Genomic DNA, 17,354 nt, shown 5'->3' with positions numbered 1-17,354 from the left:
TCAGCTTGTCTGTTTCTCCGCTGTGGCAAGGTAGTTGACTAATCTGAATCAAAAAATCGATAATAATGGCAGAAGAAGTAGTTCAAAACGAAGAGTTTAACCAAGATTCCGAGGTACAGAACCAAGGTAATCAGGATGAAACGGGGAACGAGCAGGTTGAAAACGCTGACAATTCGTCAGTAAATACAGGTGCGCCTTCAGCTGAAGATCAAATAGCAGCTTTGAATGACAAGTATTTACGTTTGTATTCGGAGTTTGATAATTACCGCAAACGCACCAATAAAGAGAAGATCGACTTGATTTCAACAGCTAGTGCCGGTGTATTGAAAGATATGTTGGCTGTTATGGATGATTTCGAGCGAGCGATCGCAAACAATGAAAATCTGGAAGATATTTCCGCTGTGAAAGATGGTTTCAAGTTGATTCATCACAAGCTCAGAAACCTGTTGGAAGGAAAAGGATTGAAACAAATGGAGGCAAAGCACCAGGCTTTTGATTCTGATTTGCATGAAGCGATTGCGAATGTTCCTGCACCTTCGGAAGATTTGAAAGGGAAAATCATTGATGATGTAGAAAAAGGATATTACCTGAATGACAAGGTGATTCGTTTTGCAAAAGTAGTTGTTGGACAGTAAGATAGGCGGAAGATGAAAGATTGAAAAAGGAAGATTTGAACAGGTGTCAAATTCCCAATCTTCAATATGTAGTCTTCAATCTTCAATCTAAAAAATATGGATAAAAGAGATTATTACGAAGTTCTTGGTATTTCAAAAGGCGCATCGGAAGCTGAAATAAAAAAGGCTTACCGCAAAATGGCTTTGAAGTATCACCCGGATAAAAATCCAGGTGATTCCGAGGCGGAGGATAAATTTAAGGAAGCTGCTGAAGCATACGAAGTACTTTCAGATGCAAATAAGAAAGCACGATACGATCAATACGGTCATGCAGGTTTAGGCGGAAATGCCGGATTTGGTGGTGGTATGAATATGGATGATATCTTCTCTCAGTTTGGAGATATTTTCGGAGGTGCTTTTGGCGGCGGTAGTTTTGGTGGTGCAAGAGGTGGTGGTCAGCGCGTAGTGCGTGGAACCAACTTGCGTGTCAAAATGAAACTGACCCTGGAAGAGATAGCGGAAGGTGTCACAAAGAAAATCAAGGTCAATAAGCTTGTAAATGCAGATGGTGTAACCTATAAAACATGCGCTACTTGTAATGGATCGGGTAGAATTACGCGTGTAGCTCAGACTTTCTTGGGTGCAATGCAAACGCAATCCACTTGTAATGTGTGTCAGGGTGCCGGTAAGATGATCGACCAGAAACCGTCAGATGCAGATAATCAGGGATTGAAAAGACAAGAGGAAGTTATAGAGATTGAAATTCCTGCTGGAGTTGAGGAAGGAATGCAGTTGAGCGTTTCCGGAAAGGGAAATGCAGGTCCTTTCAACGGGATTCCGGGTGATTTGATCGTAGTGATTGAAGAGCAGGCACATGAAGAACTTCGAAGAGATGGTGAGCACTTGCATTATGAAGCGTTCATCAATTTTGTGGATGCTGTATTAGGCGAAACAATTGAAGTTCCCACCGTTAACGGAAAGGCGAAAATCAAGGTTGAACCGGGAACTCAAAGTGGTAAAATGCTTCGTTTGAAAGGAAAAGGATTGCCTTTGCTTCAAAGTTACGGACAGGGAGATTTGTTTGTGCATATCAATGTTTGGACACCGAAGAAAGTTAGCAAAGAGGAAAAGGAAATTCTGGAGAAATTGAGAGAAAGTGAAAATTTCAAACCAAGTCCGGGACAAAATGAAAAAGGATTTTTCCAACGGATGAAAGATATGTTTCAATAATAAGAATATAAGAAATATTTGTCAGTAGGGGCGCGATTAATCGCGCCCCTGCTGATTGAAACAGATTCCGCCAAAGTCATAATAACCTCACATTCAATGGTGAAAATTTAACGGGTAAAAAGAATTTAGCGACAATCTTCCCGAAACGGATGAATAAAAATTCTTTTCATTAGATTTACCTGATGAGAAGATTTACTAGTCCACTCGAGCCCTCTATTGGTGTCAGGCACTATTTACTGGGTCTTGTTGCGATTCTGATAGGTGTATACTTTTTAGGAGGTTCTTTAATGGGGATCTTGGTCTCAGCTAATTTACCGGCAGGTGAAACATTGGATTCGCTTTCCAATGTGCAGAGTCTCTTCTCCAAAAATGAATTTTTCTCATTGAATATGATTCCCTTTGTGTTGGGGGTATTAACGATTGTCTTTTGCTCCAGACTGATCTTTAAAAGATCCTTCAAGACATTCTTAACAGCGCGTCCCCGTTTTGATTTTGCCCGTTTCTTCTTTTCGTTCGGCTTGTGGTCGATCCTGATGCTGGTTTCCTTCTTTATCACCTTTATTGATTTTAGTCATCACCTGATCTGGAATTTTCAATGTGAACACTTTTTTTATCTCTTGCTTCTGGCAGTAATCCTTGTTCCAATTCAAACCGGATTTGAAGAAATTCTTTTCAGAGGTTTTTTACTTCAATTAGTTGGAAAAGTCACTCAGAAGGGGATTTACCTGATTCTGATTAATGGCATTCTTTTCTGCGCTTTGCATCTGATGAATCCGGAAATAGCCACATTGGGAATCCCTGCTGCTGTTTATTATATTGTATCGGGAATTTTCACTTCCTTCATTGCCGTGATGGACGATGGGATAGAACTTTCCTGGGGTTTTCACCTGGCGAATAATTTGTTTGGGATAATCATCGTAACAAACAACTGGCAGGTCATTCAAACGGATGCATTGTTTATGGACGTATCTCCGCCTGCGTTTGGTTGGGATATCTATGTAACCATGTTCCTGTTTTATCCGTTAATGATTCTTGTTTTCTGGTTGGTTTACCGCTGGAAAAATTGGAATAAGGTACTTTTATAAAAAGCAAACAAATCATTTTTTTTGATTAAATGTTAGAAATTCAAGAGCTTACAAAGCGTTATCAGCGAAAAGCAGCAATAGATCAAGTGTCATTCAGTCTTCGGAAAGGGGAGATTTTCGGATTACTTGGTCCAAATGGGGCTGGAAAAACAACGCTTATCCGAATCATCAATCGAATTATTGAGCAAGACTCGGGTACCATCCGATTCAATGGGGATTTGCTTCAGCAAAAGCATTTGGTTCACATTGGTTATTTGCCGGAAGAAAGAGGTTTGTATAAGCAAATGACCGTGGAAGCTCACGCACATTTTTTAGGTGCTTTGCGCGGGATGAGTAAAAGTGAAATCAATACATCACTGGATTATTGGCTGAAGAAATTCAATTGTGCGGATTGGAGAAAGAAACGGATTCAGGAACTTTCAAAAGGGATGGCTCAAAAGATCCAATTCATTTATGCGATCCTGCACGAGCCGGACTTACTGATCCTCGATGAACCGTTTTCCGGATTCGACCCGGTAAATATCGAATTGATCAAGGCGGAATTGCAGGAAATGAAAGCGAAGGGAAAGACTATTTTGATTTCGACCCACAATATGAGAAGCGTGGAGGAGATCTGCGACCGGGTAGTTCTGATTCACCAATCGAAAAAAGTATTGGAAGGTCGTGTAAGTGAAATCCAGGAACAACAGAAGACAGGTGAATACGCAGTTAAATTCAGAGGTACAATGATTGGATTTGTCAATGCACTCTGGACCGGATTCGAATTGATAGATAAAGAAATATTAGGGGATGACCGATTCATTGCCCGTGTCAAAATGAGAGGGGATAATTCATTTGAAGACCTGTTGAAGACTTTGATCGGACAAGTGAAGATAGAAGCGGCCTGGGAAGTTTTACCAAGTATGAATGAAGTATTTATTTCAACTGTAACAGGAGAGAGCGATGAGAAATAGTTGGATAATTGCCATGCGCGAACTCAGAGAACGATTAGGCAGTCGTTCGTTTTTACTGATGGCTATTTTAGGACCATTGGTTGTACTTACATTTACGTATCTGATTTTCCAATTTGGTGGAAAAGAACAACAAAAGTGGCATGTCTTGATTGTCGATCCGGCAAATGTGATGGACCATAAGATCATGTCGAAGGAAGATCCCAATATCACCTATTCCTTTGCTACGAATTATGTAGAGATTGAGCAATTCGCAGATGAAAAACGCTTTGCTCCCTTTGATGCGATGGTAGAAGTGAACGAAAAGGTACTTTCCAATAAGTCGTGTTTTCTCTTCTATCGTGAAAAACCCTCCTTCAACATGTCGGTCAATATTCGGTATCACGTGGAAAGAAGATTGGAGGAGGTTCTTGCGAAACAATTCACGGAATTATCGGTTGTCAATTTCAGAAAAATAAAGCAGCCATTGAGTTTTGTCTTTAGAAACGTATACGATCCCCAGGATGTGAAAGGCGATTTGGCAGGATGGGTCGGTTTGTTCTTTGGTGCCGTCATTTTCGTATTTATTTTCCTTTTTGGAATGACTATTCTAAGGTCGGTTTCCCGTGAAAAGACGAATCGGGTAGTCGAAATTTTGCTTGCAACCGTGAAACCGAGATCCCTGATGCTTGGAAAGATCTTAGGAATCGGGATCAGTGCGTTTTTACAAGTGTTCTTATGGGTCCTGATCATTGGATTAGGGCTGTATTTTATGCGAGAAACCATTTTTGTCGATATCTACGATGCTTCAAACCAGGTGGCTGGACAAGTGAGCGATTACAATCAGTTTGTGGAACTGGTTTTCGACCGTGTTCAATTCGGGGTGATGTTGTTTTATTTCTCCTTGTTTTTCGCTTGTGGATATTTGTTCTACGGCGCATTTTTCGCAGCGCTTGGCGCAACTTCCGGCTCAGAGTCTGATGGTCAGCAATTCCTGATCCCATTGATCTTGATTTTGTGCTTTGCATTGTATGCAGGATATTTCGCTTTGGAAAATCCGGATAGTCCCTGGACAAGCTTCCTGATGTACTTCCCATTCACTGCTCCGGTGGTGGCAATGGTGAAATTATCTGTCGGATTTGCGCCTGGAGATGAATACCAATTGTTTGTTTCACTATTTTTATTGCTGGCAAGCTCAATTGGGGTAATCGCAATAGCAGCAAGATTATTCAAGAACGGCTTGCTTCAATTTGGACATACGCTACGATTTAGAAATATTATTCTTTGGTTGAAAATCAAGTAAAATGCGTGTAGCGGTCATTGATCTGGGAACAAATACATTTAATCTTCTTATCGCGGATATAGACCCCGAAGGATTCGATATTGTACATAATTCAAAAGAAGGTGTTGCTCTCGGAATGGGCGGAATCAACGAAGGTAGAATCTCGGAAGAAGCAATGGAACGTGCTTTTCGTGCATTTGAGAAATTCACAGGGATTTGCAATGAATTGAATGTTGTAAACATTACCGGGATCGGTACGTCAGCAGTTCGCGATGCTGAAAACAATGAAGAGTTTCTAGTTGAGTTAAAAAAGCGTTTCGGGATAGATATTGAAATTGTTGATGGTCTGGAAGAAGCAAAACTGATCTATCAAGGGGTGAGTTTGTCTTACCAATTTGACCAGACTTCCCTGATAATGGATATTGGCGGTGGAAGTACTGAATTCATCCGGATCGAGGAAGGTAAGGAGTTGGAGTTTTTGAGCGCAAACATTGGAGTTTCAAGAGCGATACAACTATTTCCATTGGAAGATCCCTTATCAAAGGAGAATCAAATTGAATTGATCAATTGGTTTGAGGAAAATGCCAGGGAATTGAATGAGTTCGATTCTTGTGAGATACTGGTCGGTTCTTCCGGAAGCTTCGAAACATTCTATGAAATGGTTCATGAGAAAGAATTTCCTAAAAGTTTGGACAATATCCGGCTTTCAAGAGAAGAAATCTTAACAGCACTCAATTGGATCATTGAATCCACGTTTGAGCAACGGGAAAATCATCCGTTCATCATTCCTATCAGAAGGAAGATGGCTCCGATTGCGGCATTAAAAACCAAGTGGATTATTGAGAAATTCGAGATCAAGGAAATTGTCATTTCGCCTTGTTCCCTGAAAGAAGGAGTGCTTAGAAGATTCTTTTGAGAATTCAAAATTCAAAATGTAAAATTCAAAAGTGAAAAAATTGGTTGAACTCTTTGAACCTTTTAAACTTTTTCTAATTCGTAATTAGGCATTCGGAATTCGTAATTAAATACCTATTTTCGTTCACCAATAAAAACACATGGCAAAGATTTTAATCATTGATGATGAGCGTGCTATTCGCAGAGCATTGCGTGAAATTCTGGAATTTGAAGACTTTCAGGTAGATGAAGCTGAAAATGGGGTCGAAGGACTTGAAAAGGCGAAAAACACCTTGTACGATATTATTTTCTGTGACATCAAGATGCCTCAGATGGATGGGATGGAGGTTTTGGATGCATTGACTGTCCAAAAGATTGAAACGCCGGTGATTATGATTTCGGGACATGGAAATATTGAAACCGCTGTTGATGCAATCAAAAAAGGGGCTTTCGATTTCATTGAAAAACCATTGGATCTGAATCGTATCCTGGTCACCATCCGAAATGCAAAAGATCGTGTTGTCCTGGTGGAGGAAACGAAACAGTTGAAAACGACTGTCCGGAAATTCAAAGGCTCGTCGATTATCGGTGAGACGGATGGGATCATCCAAATCAAGGAAATGATTGAGAAAGTAGCGCCTTCGGATGCCCGTGTGCTCATTACCGGTGCGAATGGTTCCGGAAAGGAATTGGTGGCGCGTTCCCTTCACGATTTATCGAATCGCAAGAAAATGCCTTTCGTAGAGGTGAATTGTGCGGCTATTCCCAGCGAGTTGATCGAAAGTGAATTGTTCGGACATGAAAAAGGAGCATTTACGTCTGCTGTAAAGGACAAAAAAGGAAAATTCGAACTAGCTTCAGGTGGAACCCTTTTCCTGGATGAAATTGGAGATATGAGTGCTTCAGCGCAAGCAAAAGTATTGAGAGCATTGCAGGAAAATGTGATTCAACGGGTAGGAAGCGAACGGGATATTAAAATTGACGCACGTGTAGTTGCTGCAACCAATAAAGATTTATGGAAAGAAATTGCCGAAGGACGTTTCCGAGAAGATTTATACCACCGTTTGGCAGTGATCCTGATCCATGTTCCCTCATTGAATGAACGTCGTGATGATATCCCGATGTTAGCAGAATATTTTATCACTTTGGTTTGCAATGAGCATGGAGTTCCGAAGAAGGAATTTACGGATGAAGCCTTGGTTGAATTGCAACAGATCGATTGGACCGGGAATATCCGCGAATTGCGAAATATTGTGGAGCGTTTGGTGATTCTTTGTGGAGCGAAGATTACAGGTGATGATGTGAAGACGTTTGCGAATCCGAAAAAACATATTTAAAAACGTCGGGGTGAAAAATTTTTCACCCCGACGTTTTATTCTGAAATCAATATCATTTCTTCATTTCCTTAGCACCCATTTTCATCAGTGCATAAGTAAATTCACATCCTTTTTTCGCTTTCAACGTAGTAAGGATTTTCTCGATTACTTCATCTTCAGATTCCGAAGTATATACTTTATCGTATTTCTTCTCCAAATCTTTCGAACAATCTTCCATGTCTTTTCCAAGATCGATCATTGCCTGAGCATCAGCCATTCCTGTTTCCATGTCTTTCATCATAACCTCTGTCATAGCAGCCTGCATATCCGTTCCATCTTTTTCAGATTTAACGATTGCATTTTTCATGTTGTCAGAAATCCCGCTGGAAGATTTGTTCACGCAATCGCACATATCAGTTGCCATTGCATCGTAATCAGCATCATTAGCCATGTTACATGAAGTAACCAATACCGCACTCGTAACGGTAAGAATCAGTAATAATTTTTTCATATTTTTTTCTTTAAAACTAACCAAAATTAATTTAATGGAAAATGCAGAATTGATAAGTGTCAAGGGTTAATTGATAATCGACAGGAAATGGCATTGCCACTTATTCCAATTGATCATCAACTGCTGATCCCACCAATTCAATTCCGCCCCATTCCAACACGTCAAATCCGGTTCTGTCAAGTTTCTTCAGTATCTGCGGTTTGATCAATTCAACTTCTCCGGGAGTTATATGTGCCCAAATCATATAAACGCGATTCAGGTGTGCCGGTTTTGGATTGATGTCCAACGTGGCAAATTCATCGCAGGCATCATTGAGGACAAATTGGATCATCACTTCTTCGTGTTGCTGAAGCTGAGGTCCCCAGAATGTGATGAAATCTGTTTTCTCTTTGTCATTGAAACCAAGTTCTGATAGGTGATTTTCCAATGATTCAACCACATTTTTTCGGTTAATGACAAACCCACCTAATCTTGAGTCAAAGGAATTGAAGCGTTGTTCCGACTCCCAAAAAAGATACGGATAATGGGTTCCATCGATGTCAATGGAACCATCCGGATGCGCTGTTCCTTTCCATCCCTTGGAATAATCCGGATAAGAGAAAGTGAGTTCTCCTTTCGTTTTTAGCTGCACGGAAAGTTCGGTATCGGATTCCGGATAAAGATAAATAACTGGTTTTTTGACCGGTCGCATTTCGTTCTGATTCTTGAAATGAAGGGAGATGATAGTGATTTGTCCGGCTTTTATCTCGATAGTATCTGTTTCAATTTCCTGAAAATTGAAATCGTGAAAAAATTGAAAAACAGCTTTTTGAGATTTCCGAATCACGATACATTCGTTTTTTTCATTGAGTTTGATCAGTTCATCGCTTCCGTTGATGCCGAGTCGCAATTCACGGGACGGATTGTAATCCGAATCAAATTCACAGATAATCTTGATTTTGGATCCTTTGGCACTTGGAGTTGGATCCTTCTCATAGTGAACAAAGTAATCCGGAATCACTTCCAACTTGTTTGAAAACAAATTGCTGCTGATCAATAGGAAAAATAATAGGATGCGCATCAGTTATAAATTTGATTGGACTTCAATACCTCCCCATTCTACCAGATAGTTTCCGGAACGATTCATGGGTTTCAATGGATTCAGTTTCAACTCAAGTGTTTGCTCGATGGGTTGATCTGTTTCCTGGAAAACCAGGTAAATGCGATTTTGATGAAAGGATGGGGAAATATCCAATGCAGCAATGGGATTAATGGCATCGTTTTGAATCCAGAGTACCTGAATATACTTCATTTGTTGCATGCGCGGTCCCCAATAGGTAATGAAATCCGTTTTCTCTTTGTCATTCATTCCCAGTTGATTCAATTGATTGGTGAGGTAATCGATCACTTGAGTTCCCTGAATCTGGTCAGCATCTTGCCAATTCAGTTTTAAGTTCTCTACCGGAAGTGAGGCATCCCAAAAAAGATAGGGATAACTCGAACCATTCATACGAATTGTTCCGTCTTTGGAAATGGTTCCTTTCCATCCGTTCTCATAATTCGGATAGGTGAACTGCAACTCCGCATCTGTTTTAATTTTCAGACTGAAGGGTTGTTCTGTTTCCGAATACAGATAGATGACCGGTTTTTCCACCATGATTTGTCTGCCGGAACTCCCGGAGCCTTCAAAATTCAATCCGATTTCGTAATAATGGCTGCCAATCAATTCCGGGTTAAAATGGATTTCTTCAAAATTTGCATTGATGAAGAAAGATAACTGATGTTTTCCTTTTGATAAAGTAAGTTTGAAAGTTCGTTTTTTATCACGAAGGGTGTATTTTTTCATTTTCCCGTCAATTTTCACCTGAATGACTGTGGAATGCTGGTTCAACATCAATTGGTTGGATTGATCCATGACGTTAAAAACCATTTTCACGCTATCCTTATGAATCGATTTGGAAACACTGTCCTTGATGACCCAAACGGATGGCAGGGCTTCCTTTCCTTTGGAAGATCCGATCAATGGAATAAACAGAAAAGCAAGTATAATTAGTTTTTGAATCATAATTCGATAGTTTTTAGTTCAAATCCTCCCCATTCCAAGACGTTGAATCCATCGCGTTTGAAAGCGGGAAGTTCCATTGGGTGGAGAAGAGGAGTCAATGTTTCATTCCATTCGGAAAAGCCAATATACAGGCGATTGATTGCAGTGGGTTTGGGTTCACACTGAATCGTAGCAAATTGATTGCAGTCCTCTTGTAGATAAAATTGAATAAAGACAGCTTCATGTTGTGTCAAACGCGGTCCCCAATAGGTGATGAAATCGGTTTTTTCAGTAGCAGTTAGTCCTGCATTGGAAAGTTGTTTCTCCAAAAATGGAATAATCTCTTTTTTTGAAATGTGATATCCGTTTGTTTGGTCTTTTAGCTGAAAGTCTTGCTTCGAATCCCAAAAGAGGTAAGGATATTTTTGCTTGTTGATTTCGATTTCACCTGTAGGATAAAGTGTTCCTTTCCATTGGTCTTTGTAAACAGGATAGGTAAAAGTGAAATCGTTTGTTGGATTTACATGTAATGAGAAATCAAGTTCTACTGGACTTTGAAAGTAAATGACAGGTTTGGAAACTTCAATCATCAAATATTGGGAATTGAAGCTGATTTGAGCATCGCTCATTGTTTGATTTTCAATTTGGATCGTGTCGCTGATCACTTCATTGTATCCCGGACCAGCCCAGAATTTGAAAACCGTCTTTGTAGCTTTCAATTGAATAGTATGTGAAAAGCTAGCATCCAAAACAAAGGTGTCGACTAGTTCATTGATAGAGTAGTAGATGATTGTTTGGTACCCTGAAGGAATAACATTGAAGTTCGGACTAGTGAAATGAAGGGTGAGTTTAGCTTCTCCATTCTTGATACTTGCGTTTTTTGTTGTGTTGTAAATATAAAAACCCGGAACAGATTTCTGTTGCTCGAAAGCATTACTGTTAAAAGTAAGTGAGACCAAAAGGAAGAAGAACAAATAGGTTGTTTTCATGATTCGATATTAGAACAATTAGGGGTACAATCCAAATTCGCTTTCGTTCATAAAAAGGGTTGAAATTAGAAATAATGATAATTTCCGGCAAAACACCCTTTGGAAGATTAAAGTTCTTATTTTTGGCTTGAACAATTTTAACTTATGGATATAAAAGGATTCTTCCAACGAAATTGGATGTATTTAACGATAATCGGAATGATGCTTATCGTTACAGCCATGTTCTTTAAACCTCAATTGGATGGTTATGGAGTGAAACAACACGATAACAAGGAAGCTATCGGAATGGGTAACGCCATTAAACTGTACCGAGAATCTACCGGTGACGAACCAAAATGGTCGAATTCCGCATTTGGTGGAATGCCTGCTGAGCAGATCGGACTTCAAAAACCCGGGAACTGGTTTAAATATGTTTCGGACGTTTACTTTGATATTCTCCCACAACCATTGGGATTGATTTTTCTACATGTCCTGTCATTCCTAATCTTTGCACGTTTGCTAAGGTTAAATCCATGGGTCGGGCTGATTGGAGCAATTATTTTCAGTTTTGCGAGCTATGAGTTGATTGTAATCCAAGCAGGACACGTCATCAAATCAGCAGCAGCGGCATTTTTACCGGCATTGCTGGGAGCATTCATATACTCCTTTAAGACCAATCGACTTTGGGGAGTGATCCTTTCCGGTGTTTTCATGACACTTGAATTAACGATGAATCACGTACAGATTACCTATTACTTCTTCTTTGTATTGCTTTTCGTAGGGATTTACCTCTTAATTGAAGCAATCAAGGAAAAGAAAGTCAAGGACTTTGTCATTACATCTGCCGGGATTATTGGTGTCTATTTGTTGGCTTTCGTCATCAATAGTGAAAATATCTTTTTGACCAACGATTATTCGAAATACAGTACCAGGGGAGGAAATGATATTACCATTGCTCCTGATGGAACAACGGTAAAAAATGAAGAAGGATTGGACCGAATGTATATTACACAATGGTCTTATGGAATCGGAGAAACATTCACTTTAATTTCACCATATGTGAAAGGTGGTGCGTCTGAACCAATTGGTAATTCTCCCTTTGCTGAGAAAATTCAAAACAGTGATTTGCCCCAAGACCAAATCAATAGTGCGATGAATGGTTATTCCTATTGGGGAACTCAACCAATCACTTCCGGACCGGTTTACATTGGAGTAATTGCCTTCTTGTTGGCTATACTCGGATTGTTCTTCATGAAGGATAAGATCAAATGGTGGCTTTTCGCAGTGACTGTTTTGACGATCATGCTTTCCTGGGGTAAGAACTTCATGGGGCTGACAGATTTCTTCATCGACCATATTCCTGCTTATAACAAGTTCAGGGCAGTGACCATGATCTTGGTGATCGCAGAGTTAACAATTCCTGTTATGGGAGTTTTGTTCCTGAACGAGTTGATCAAGCAGCGCGATCAGATTATTGCTCAGAAGAAAAAGTTCATGGTTGTCCTTGGTGGATTCGTAGTTTTCTTAATCATTGTAAAAGTGGTTGGGTTGGATGATGGATACACTAATCCTTCGGAGTCAAAACAATTTGCCGGATTAGACAAGTCAATTCTGTCCCAGGTAATGCAAATGGATCCGCAGCAAGCAATGGCAAATTATCAATTGGATTTGTCAAATCCGCAGCAAGTTCAGCAATTTGTTACTGCTCAGGTCAATTCTCAAATGGATTCATTTAGTGCTGTTAAATCTGCTAGACAGGAAATCTTCCATTCAAGTATGACTCGTTCAATCCTGTTTGCAATTCTGGCAGGCGGTTTGTTCCTGATTTTCCTGTACACCAAAACAGAGAAGACTGCAAACACGATTTTGTTGGTTGGTTTGGTTATTTTGACTTTTGCTGATATGCTTCCTGTTGCATACAATTACCTGGGTGGGGTGGATGATGCTTCCGGTGCTGATTATAAATATTGGGAAGAAGCGAGTATTTCTGCTTACCCGATATCCGCAACTAAAGGAGATGAAGAGATTTTAATGTCTGAAGTGAGTCAAAATCCTTCCTTGGCTTCAAAAATTGCAAATGGAAAAGCAAAAGGTGAAGCTTTGGCGGATGAACTGGAATATACAGGTGCAGCCAGAATGAATGTGATCAACTCGTATCGCTTTTATGAATTGAGTGCAGCTACCAATTACCGGGTTCTTGATTTTTCAGGAGCATTCTCAAGCAGTAGGGCATCCTTTTTCCATAAATCTTTGGGTGGATATCACGGTGCCAAGTTGCGGAATATCGATAACCTGATTTCGTTCCAATTGTCTAAAACCAACAACAAAGTGTTAGACATGTTGAACGTCAAATACTTCCTTCAAACCATGCAGAACGGTGTGGATACTGCAATCGCGAATCCGACAGCACTTGGAAACGCTTGGTTGGTGAAGGATGTGAAAACGTATGCAAGTGCGAATGATGAAATCAGAGCTCTTGGAAACAAATTTAAATTGCAAAATAAAGGAACTGGAGTTCTTTTGGTAAATAAGTTACCGGTTAAAAGTGCGGTGGTTTATGGAGGCGAAAAAATGCAGTATGTGGTTCCGGGTCGTCCTGATTCCATTACTGTGCAGCTTGCAAGTGGACTTCCAAAAGGACAAGAAGCGATGTTTGTAATGGATGTGAAAGGAAACACCAATTTGGTTCCTTTGATGACCCTGCAAATGGATACTGCGAAGTCATTCACATCCTTGGTTTCCATGAAAGTGGAAGATTCCTTTGATCCGGCCAATGAAGCGGTGATGTTATCTTCAGTTGCAGGTAAACTGACCAAGAAGAAGTTTTCAGGACAGGGATCGATCAAGTTACTTGCATCCAGACCGAATAAACTAACTTACAAGGCAGATGTGAATGGAGATCAGTTAGCAGTCTTCTCTGAGATTTACTATCCGATTGGATGGAAAGCATTTGTTGACGGGAAAGAAACTGAGATTTTGAAAGTGGATTACCTGCTTCGCGGATTGGAATTGAAAGATGGTACGCATAAAATTGAATTCACATACGACTTGCCTAAGTACGATACATTCACTATGATTGCCCGAGTTGGATCAATCATCTTATTTGGATTGTTTGGTTTTGGACTTTATTATTTGTGGAAAAAGAAGAAAAAAGAAGTGAGCACAAAATAAGCTGATCTTTCTTTAACGAATTTGAATCCTTCCACCTCGGTGGAGGGATTTTTTTATTTCTTGAAAAAGGAGTGCAGTTTCATTAGCGCGAAACGCTTCATTCTTGCCCATAAACTCCCTTTTCTATTTGCGAAGTAGGTTTTCAAAGCCTCGTAAGCTTCTTTGTTTTCTTCGAGAACTTCCGGAAATTGAATGATGGGATGTTGATTGATGGCTACCTCGTAAATGTCATTCATTCCTGAGTGAACACCAGTTCCATCGTGACCGATGTTACGGACCAATGATTGCGAAGGATTCAAGGTTAAACCTTGTTTCAGAAAAATGGAAGCATACCAACGAATTGCCCAGCTATTGTTTTTTCCGCTTTTGAACTCCTGGATTTGTTTCCAGTAATTCATGGTATGGTCAATAGAAAAAGCAGCTATTTTCTCCTCATCAAACTGATTGATGAGTGTATCGATATTGGGTTCAAAATGTTTCCAGGCTCTATCCCATGTGGCCCATCCCCAGCTTGTTGCAGCACGGAAGAAGAAGGTTTCGGGAAGATGCTCTGTCCGGATAGGGAACATGTAGGATCCGATATGCATGACCTTTTCGACTTCACGGTAATGATTCAAGGCATTGTTGAAATAAGAGATGGTGTGCGGGGAAGTGATCATATCGTCTTCAAATACGACGACTTGTCCGAATTCATTGACCAACCTGGTTACACCTGCAATGATTGAATTTGCAAGCCCTGCATTCGTTTCGCGTTCAATGATTTCAATTGATTTAAAACCTGTCGCCTTGCGAATGATTTCCCTCACTTCAGCTACCTTCTGTTCATCTTGTGAAGTTTTTGCACCATCTGAAAAAATGTACAATTTGCTTTCGGCTGCCAGTTCATTTTGTTGCAGAGATTCCAATGTTCGCGCTGTGTGTTGCGGTCGATTGTAAACAAATAATGCTAATGGGGCAAGATGTTGCATGGCTTAAAGGGATTCTCCTGACAGTCTTAAAATATTTGAAGGTCTTGGTCCGATTTTTTTACAAGTACCGTGTAAGCATTCGCATATTGTTCCTGCTTCTTTTTGCCAAGGATATTTCCCAGGTTTTTTTTAATCCGGTAAATCAAATCTATTTTCAGTCTTTTTGTAATGGTTTTCGGTTGTTTTCGAATTACAAACTCACTGAATCGTGTAATTTCACGATCGGTCAAGGACAATTTATCCGCCACGATATCCAACCCTTCACTTTGCAATAGAAATCGGAGAGAAGTCGGAGTATACATGTTGATGTGTCCGTAACCCAAAAAATGTTTCATGCGTTTGTCCACTCCATAACGGTAATCTTTCGGAACTTCGATAACGATGTGCTGAGCTACTCGTTTCAACTCACGGATTAAGATACGCTCATGTTCCACGTGTTCCAGTACGTGTGAAAGGATTACCAGGTCAAAGCTGTTGTCTGCATAAGGAATTTTATAACCGTCAAAAACCTGTGCTTCTTTCAGATGAGCTAATTTTCTATCCCGGATCAGATCTACACCACTTTGGGCAATTTCCAAAGCGTACAATTCCGGAGCGAAATTGCTTTGATCAAGAAAGTGAAGAATACTACCATCGCCGGCACCAACTTCTAAAACCTTGGTTGGTTTGATTGTCTTGCAAACATCCAGGATATTCTGGGCTTTGTATTTTGCCCCAAGCATGCGCCAGGCACTTTGGTCATTGGTATAAAAATGATCGTATGCAGTTTTTACATTATCGGTTAAAAATTCTGTCATGACTTATTTTTCAAATATCTAAACAATTATCTGCCTTATAAAAAACAGATGTAGCTTTTTCAATAAGTGAGCCCGGAGAAATACCACTAAGGAACAATTCCTTAAATCCTTTCTCCTTCAAAAGGATCCGGGCAGCATTGTAACCCTCACGTTCGCTGTCATCCAAAACGATCACACCAGTTGAAGACAAGGCATCAACGCCATATTTGCAACAGTTTACCCTGTCACGACCATCTACAATGATAATATCGAATTTTCTACCCAGTGAAGCCGCTTTTTTGGCATATTCTCCGTCGGTTTCCAATTCGCAAAAGATCATCTCGGCATTTGCCGGACTGGAGTTTCGGATTGAATCGAACCAGCCTTTATCGTGTTCCACAGATGTCACTGTACCGGCTCTTTCCGCATAGAAAATGGTTGAATTTCCGGAACCGTATTCGAAGATATGCTGATCCTTGTTAATACGGTCTTTTATGAAATCGATGAAGGAATAAGTAACCCACGGAATTGCGTTTCCAGCTCCGTCAACAGATTGCTTTTTGTCATAAGCATTGAACCACCCGATGTCATTCAAGTATCCTTTATGTCCAAGTGAAAGCAGGGCTTTCAGCCTGCTTGGCTTAGAGATCAGTGTTGCAAATGCCTTTAATTTGGAGGGTTTCGAAGTGCTCACGAGGAAGTGTTTTTTTGAAATTTAAACTTAACTACAAAATGCAGGAATCACGGTTTGATTCCGTCAATGATCAAGCTGGTATAATTCAATTCCCCGTTGGCATTTCTGCTGTCGTATTTTTCAGAACGACGGATCAATCCTTTTTCCGGATCCCATGGATTGTGGTGAAACTGCTTGTTTTCATCAAAATATTCCAATAACTCTACTTTAAATCCATTTTCCTCATAAGCTTCGCTTAATGATTTATAGGTGTATAAAATTTTATGGTCGTCAGCTCCGGCACCATGTCCGCCTGGCTTCACGTACTCAATGTATTCTTCTTTTTCATGAAACCCATCAGGAACAGCTATTCGGATCCTGCCTCCTTTTTTTAGGAATTTGAAACAGACCGAAAGCGCTTTTTTACCTTCTGCAGGTGTTAAATGCTCCCAAACATGCTCCGCCATGATGCAATCAACCTGACCTTCTTTGAAATAGTTCAACCAAGTCTTTTCATCCAATAGATTCAAAAAGTGAGCTTCACTCGGAATCCACCCTTCATCAAATACTCCGGAGCTACCAACTACTAATTTGATTGGGCCTTTGTGAGCGCTGAGTCTTTTTCTGAAAGCTCTTTCTTCAACACCATTTTTGTATAATTTCCGATAGATTGATCCTAGAGTTCTTTTAATCATGACTTTATTGAGTTCCTGTTTGTTCAAATCCAAAGTTAAGGAATAAACTAAATTACAACCTGATTCGGGAAACATTTGCGACATTATTGCATGATTCTGTTTGTTTGATAATGATAGCGTGGCAGCGAATCAGTGCTGTAAAATGTCATTTTGATGATTCTCACCGCTATGCTTATCACGAACTCAGGTTAAAATAGTATCTTTGATAGCCAAAATAAA

16 protein-coding genes are annotated in these 17,354 nt (G+C 40.1%); 8 read left to right on the top strand and 8 right to left on the bottom strand.

The annotated features are described in order from the left end of the window. The first annotated feature begins 65 nt into the window (after positions 1 to 65). The 7 genes from AAG807_RS14030 to AAG807_RS14000 all read left to right on the top strand — a co-directional run bounded on the left by AAG807_RS14030 (position 66) and on the right by AAG807_RS14000 (position 7,371). Positions 66 to 635: a nucleotide exchange factor GrpE gene (locus AAG807_RS14030; RefSeq protein WP_341905139.1), complete on the top strand. Its 570-nt coding sequence runs from the start codon at positions 66 to 68 to the stop codon at positions 633 to 635. A 96-nt stretch (positions 636 to 731) separates the two neighbouring features. Then, positions 732 to 1,844 carry a molecular chaperone DnaJ gene (dnaJ, locus tag AAG807_RS14025; RefSeq protein ID WP_341905138.1) on the top strand — a complete coding sequence of 371 codons (1,113 nt, stop codon included), beginning with the start codon at positions 732 to 734 and terminating at the stop codon, positions 1,842 to 1,844. Positions 1,845 to 2,026: 182 nt separating this feature from the next. Further along, positions 2,027 to 2,929 (top strand): CPBP family intramembrane glutamic endopeptidase, encoded by a 903-nt coding sequence (locus AAG807_RS14020; protein WP_341905136.1) that lies wholly within the window; start codon positions 2,027 to 2,029, stop codon positions 2,927 to 2,929. Positions 2,930 to 2,958: 29 nt separating this feature from the next. Continuing rightward, a complete protein-coding gene (locus tag AAG807_RS14015) occupies positions 2,959 to 3,882 on the top strand; it encodes an ATP-binding cassette domain-containing protein (protein ID WP_341905134.1) in 924 nt (307 codons plus the stop codon). 13 nt (positions 3,883 to 3,895) lie between these two features. Next, a complete protein-coding gene (locus tag AAG807_RS14010; protein ID WP_341905132.1) occupies positions 3,896 to 5,161 on the top strand; it encodes an ABC transporter permease in 1,266 nt (421 codons plus the stop codon). 1 nt (position 5,162) lies between these two features. Beyond that, positions 5,163 to 6,056, top strand: a complete 894-nt coding sequence (locus AAG807_RS14005) for a hypothetical protein (RefSeq protein ID WP_341905130.1) — start codon at positions 5,163 to 5,165, stop codon at positions 6,054 to 6,056. Between the two features lie 139 nt (positions 6,057 to 6,195). Further along, a complete protein-coding gene (locus AAG807_RS14000; RefSeq protein WP_341905128.1) occupies positions 6,196 to 7,371 on the top strand; it encodes a sigma-54 dependent transcriptional regulator in 1,176 nt (391 codons plus the stop codon). Between the two features lie 52 nt (positions 7,372 to 7,423). On the opposite strand, the gene AAG807_RS13995 is transcribed toward AAG807_RS14000, so the two are convergent. From AAG807_RS13995 to AAG807_RS13980, 4 genes are all read right to left on the bottom strand, one after another. Continuing rightward, on the bottom strand, positions 7,424 to 7,861 hold the full coding sequence (locus tag AAG807_RS13995) for a hypothetical protein (protein ID WP_341905126.1): 438 nt from the start codon (positions 7,859 to 7,861) through the stop codon (positions 7,424 to 7,426). Positions 7,862 to 7,961: 100 nt separating this feature from the next. Further along, entirely contained in the window at positions 7,962 to 8,921 is a 960-nt protein-coding gene (locus tag AAG807_RS13990) for a hypothetical protein (RefSeq protein ID WP_341905124.1), read from the bottom strand. Positions 8,922 to 8,924: 3 nt separating this feature from the next. Then, positions 8,925 to 9,905 carry a hypothetical protein gene (locus tag AAG807_RS13985; RefSeq protein WP_341905120.1) on the bottom strand — a complete coding sequence of 327 codons (981 nt, stop codon included), beginning with the start codon at positions 9,903 to 9,905 and terminating at the stop codon, positions 8,925 to 8,927. Beyond that, positions 9,902 to 10,873 carry a hypothetical protein gene (locus tag AAG807_RS13980; RefSeq protein WP_341905117.1) on the bottom strand — a complete coding sequence of 324 codons (972 nt, stop codon included), beginning with the start codon at positions 10,871 to 10,873 and terminating at the stop codon, positions 9,902 to 9,904. Before AAG807_RS13980 ends, AAG807_RS13985 begins: the two co-directional genes overlap by 4 nt. Positions 10,874 to 11,017: 144 nt before the next feature. Here AAG807_RS13980 and AAG807_RS13975 point away from each other — a divergent pair, with 144 nt between their 5' ends. Next, complete coding sequence (locus tag AAG807_RS13975) at positions 11,018 to 14,023, top strand: YfhO family protein (protein WP_341905115.1); 3,006 nt, start codon at positions 11,018 to 11,020, stop codon at positions 14,021 to 14,023. 53 nt (positions 14,024 to 14,076) lie between these two features. On the opposite strand, the gene AAG807_RS13970 is transcribed toward AAG807_RS13975, so the two are convergent. From AAG807_RS13970 to AAG807_RS13955, 4 genes are read right to left on the bottom strand one after another with little or no spacing between them, the layout of a single operon-like run. Beyond that, entirely contained in the window at positions 14,077 to 14,991 is a 915-nt protein-coding gene (locus AAG807_RS13970; protein WP_341905113.1) for a glycosyltransferase family A protein, read from the bottom strand. A gap of 26 nt (positions 14,992 to 15,017) precedes the next feature. Continuing rightward, positions 15,018 to 15,788, bottom strand: a complete 771-nt coding sequence (locus tag AAG807_RS13965; protein ID WP_341905111.1) for a class I SAM-dependent methyltransferase — start codon at positions 15,786 to 15,788, stop codon at positions 15,018 to 15,020. Between the two features lie 10 nt (positions 15,789 to 15,798). After that, positions 15,799 to 16,461 carry a hypothetical protein gene (locus AAG807_RS13960; RefSeq protein WP_341905108.1) on the bottom strand — a complete coding sequence of 221 codons (663 nt, stop codon included), beginning with the start codon at positions 16,459 to 16,461 and terminating at the stop codon, positions 15,799 to 15,801. Between the two features lie 47 nt (positions 16,462 to 16,508). After that, a complete protein-coding gene (locus AAG807_RS13955; protein WP_341905106.1) occupies positions 16,509 to 17,135 on the bottom strand; it encodes a hypothetical protein in 627 nt (208 codons plus the stop codon). Between the last annotated feature and the right edge of the window lie 219 nt (positions 17,136 to 17,354).

The organism is Fluviicola taffensis DSM 16823, assembly GCF_943372375.1.
GTDB classification, from domain to species: Bacteria; Bacteroidota; Bacteroidia; order Flavobacteriales_D; family Crocinitomicaceae; genus Fluviicola; species Fluviicola taffensis_A.
The sequence above is the reverse complement of the archived record's forward strand: the minus strand, read 5'-3'. Positions and strand labels throughout refer to the sequence as shown.

Coding starts and splice junctions, on each gene's coding strand:
- AAG807_RS13970 (WP_341905113.1), bottom strand. CDS start 14,991: ATGCAACATCTTGCCCCATTAGCATTATTTGTTTACAATCGACCGCAA.
- AAG807_RS14030 (WP_341905139.1), top strand. CDS start 66: ATGGCAGAAGAAGTAGTTCAAAACGAAGAGTTTAACCAAGATTCCGAG.
- AAG807_RS13965 (WP_341905111.1), bottom strand. CDS start 15,788: ATGACAGAATTTTTAACCGATAATGTAAAAACTGCATACGATCATTTT.
- AAG807_RS13980 (WP_341905117.1), bottom strand. CDS start 10,873: ATGAAAACAACCTATTTGTTCTTCTTCCTTTTGGTCTCACTTACTTTT.
- AAG807_RS13995 (WP_341905126.1), bottom strand. CDS start 7,861: ATGAAAAAATTATTACTGATTCTTACCGTTACGAGTGCGGTATTGGTT.
- AAG807_RS13990 (WP_341905124.1), bottom strand. CDS start 8,921: ATGCGCATCCTATTATTTTTCCTATTGATCAGCAGCAATTTGTTTTCA.
- AAG807_RS14000 (WP_341905128.1), top strand. CDS start 6,196: ATGGCAAAGATTTTAATCATTGATGATGAGCGTGCTATTCGCAGAGCA.
- AAG807_RS14020 (WP_341905136.1), top strand. CDS start 2,027: ATGAGAAGATTTACTAGTCCACTCGAGCCCTCTATTGGTGTCAGGCAC.
- dnaJ (WP_341905138.1), top strand. CDS start 732: ATGGATAAAAGAGATTATTACGAAGTTCTTGGTATTTCAAAAGGCGCA.
- AAG807_RS14005 (WP_341905130.1), top strand. CDS start 5,163: ATGCGTGTAGCGGTCATTGATCTGGGAACAAATACATTTAATCTTCTT.
- AAG807_RS13955 (WP_341905106.1), bottom strand. CDS start 17,135: ATGATTAAAAGAACTCTAGGATCAATCTATCGGAAATTATACAAAAAT.
- AAG807_RS14015 (WP_341905134.1), top strand. CDS start 2,959: ATGTTAGAAATTCAAGAGCTTACAAAGCGTTATCAGCGAAAAGCAGCA.
- AAG807_RS13985 (WP_341905120.1), bottom strand. CDS start 9,905: ATGATTCAAAAACTAATTATACTTGCTTTTCTGTTTATTCCATTGATC.
- AAG807_RS13975 (WP_341905115.1), top strand. CDS start 11,018: ATGGATATAAAAGGATTCTTCCAACGAAATTGGATGTATTTAACGATA.
- AAG807_RS14010 (WP_341905132.1), top strand. CDS start 3,896: ATGCGCGAACTCAGAGAACGATTAGGCAGTCGTTCGTTTTTACTGATG.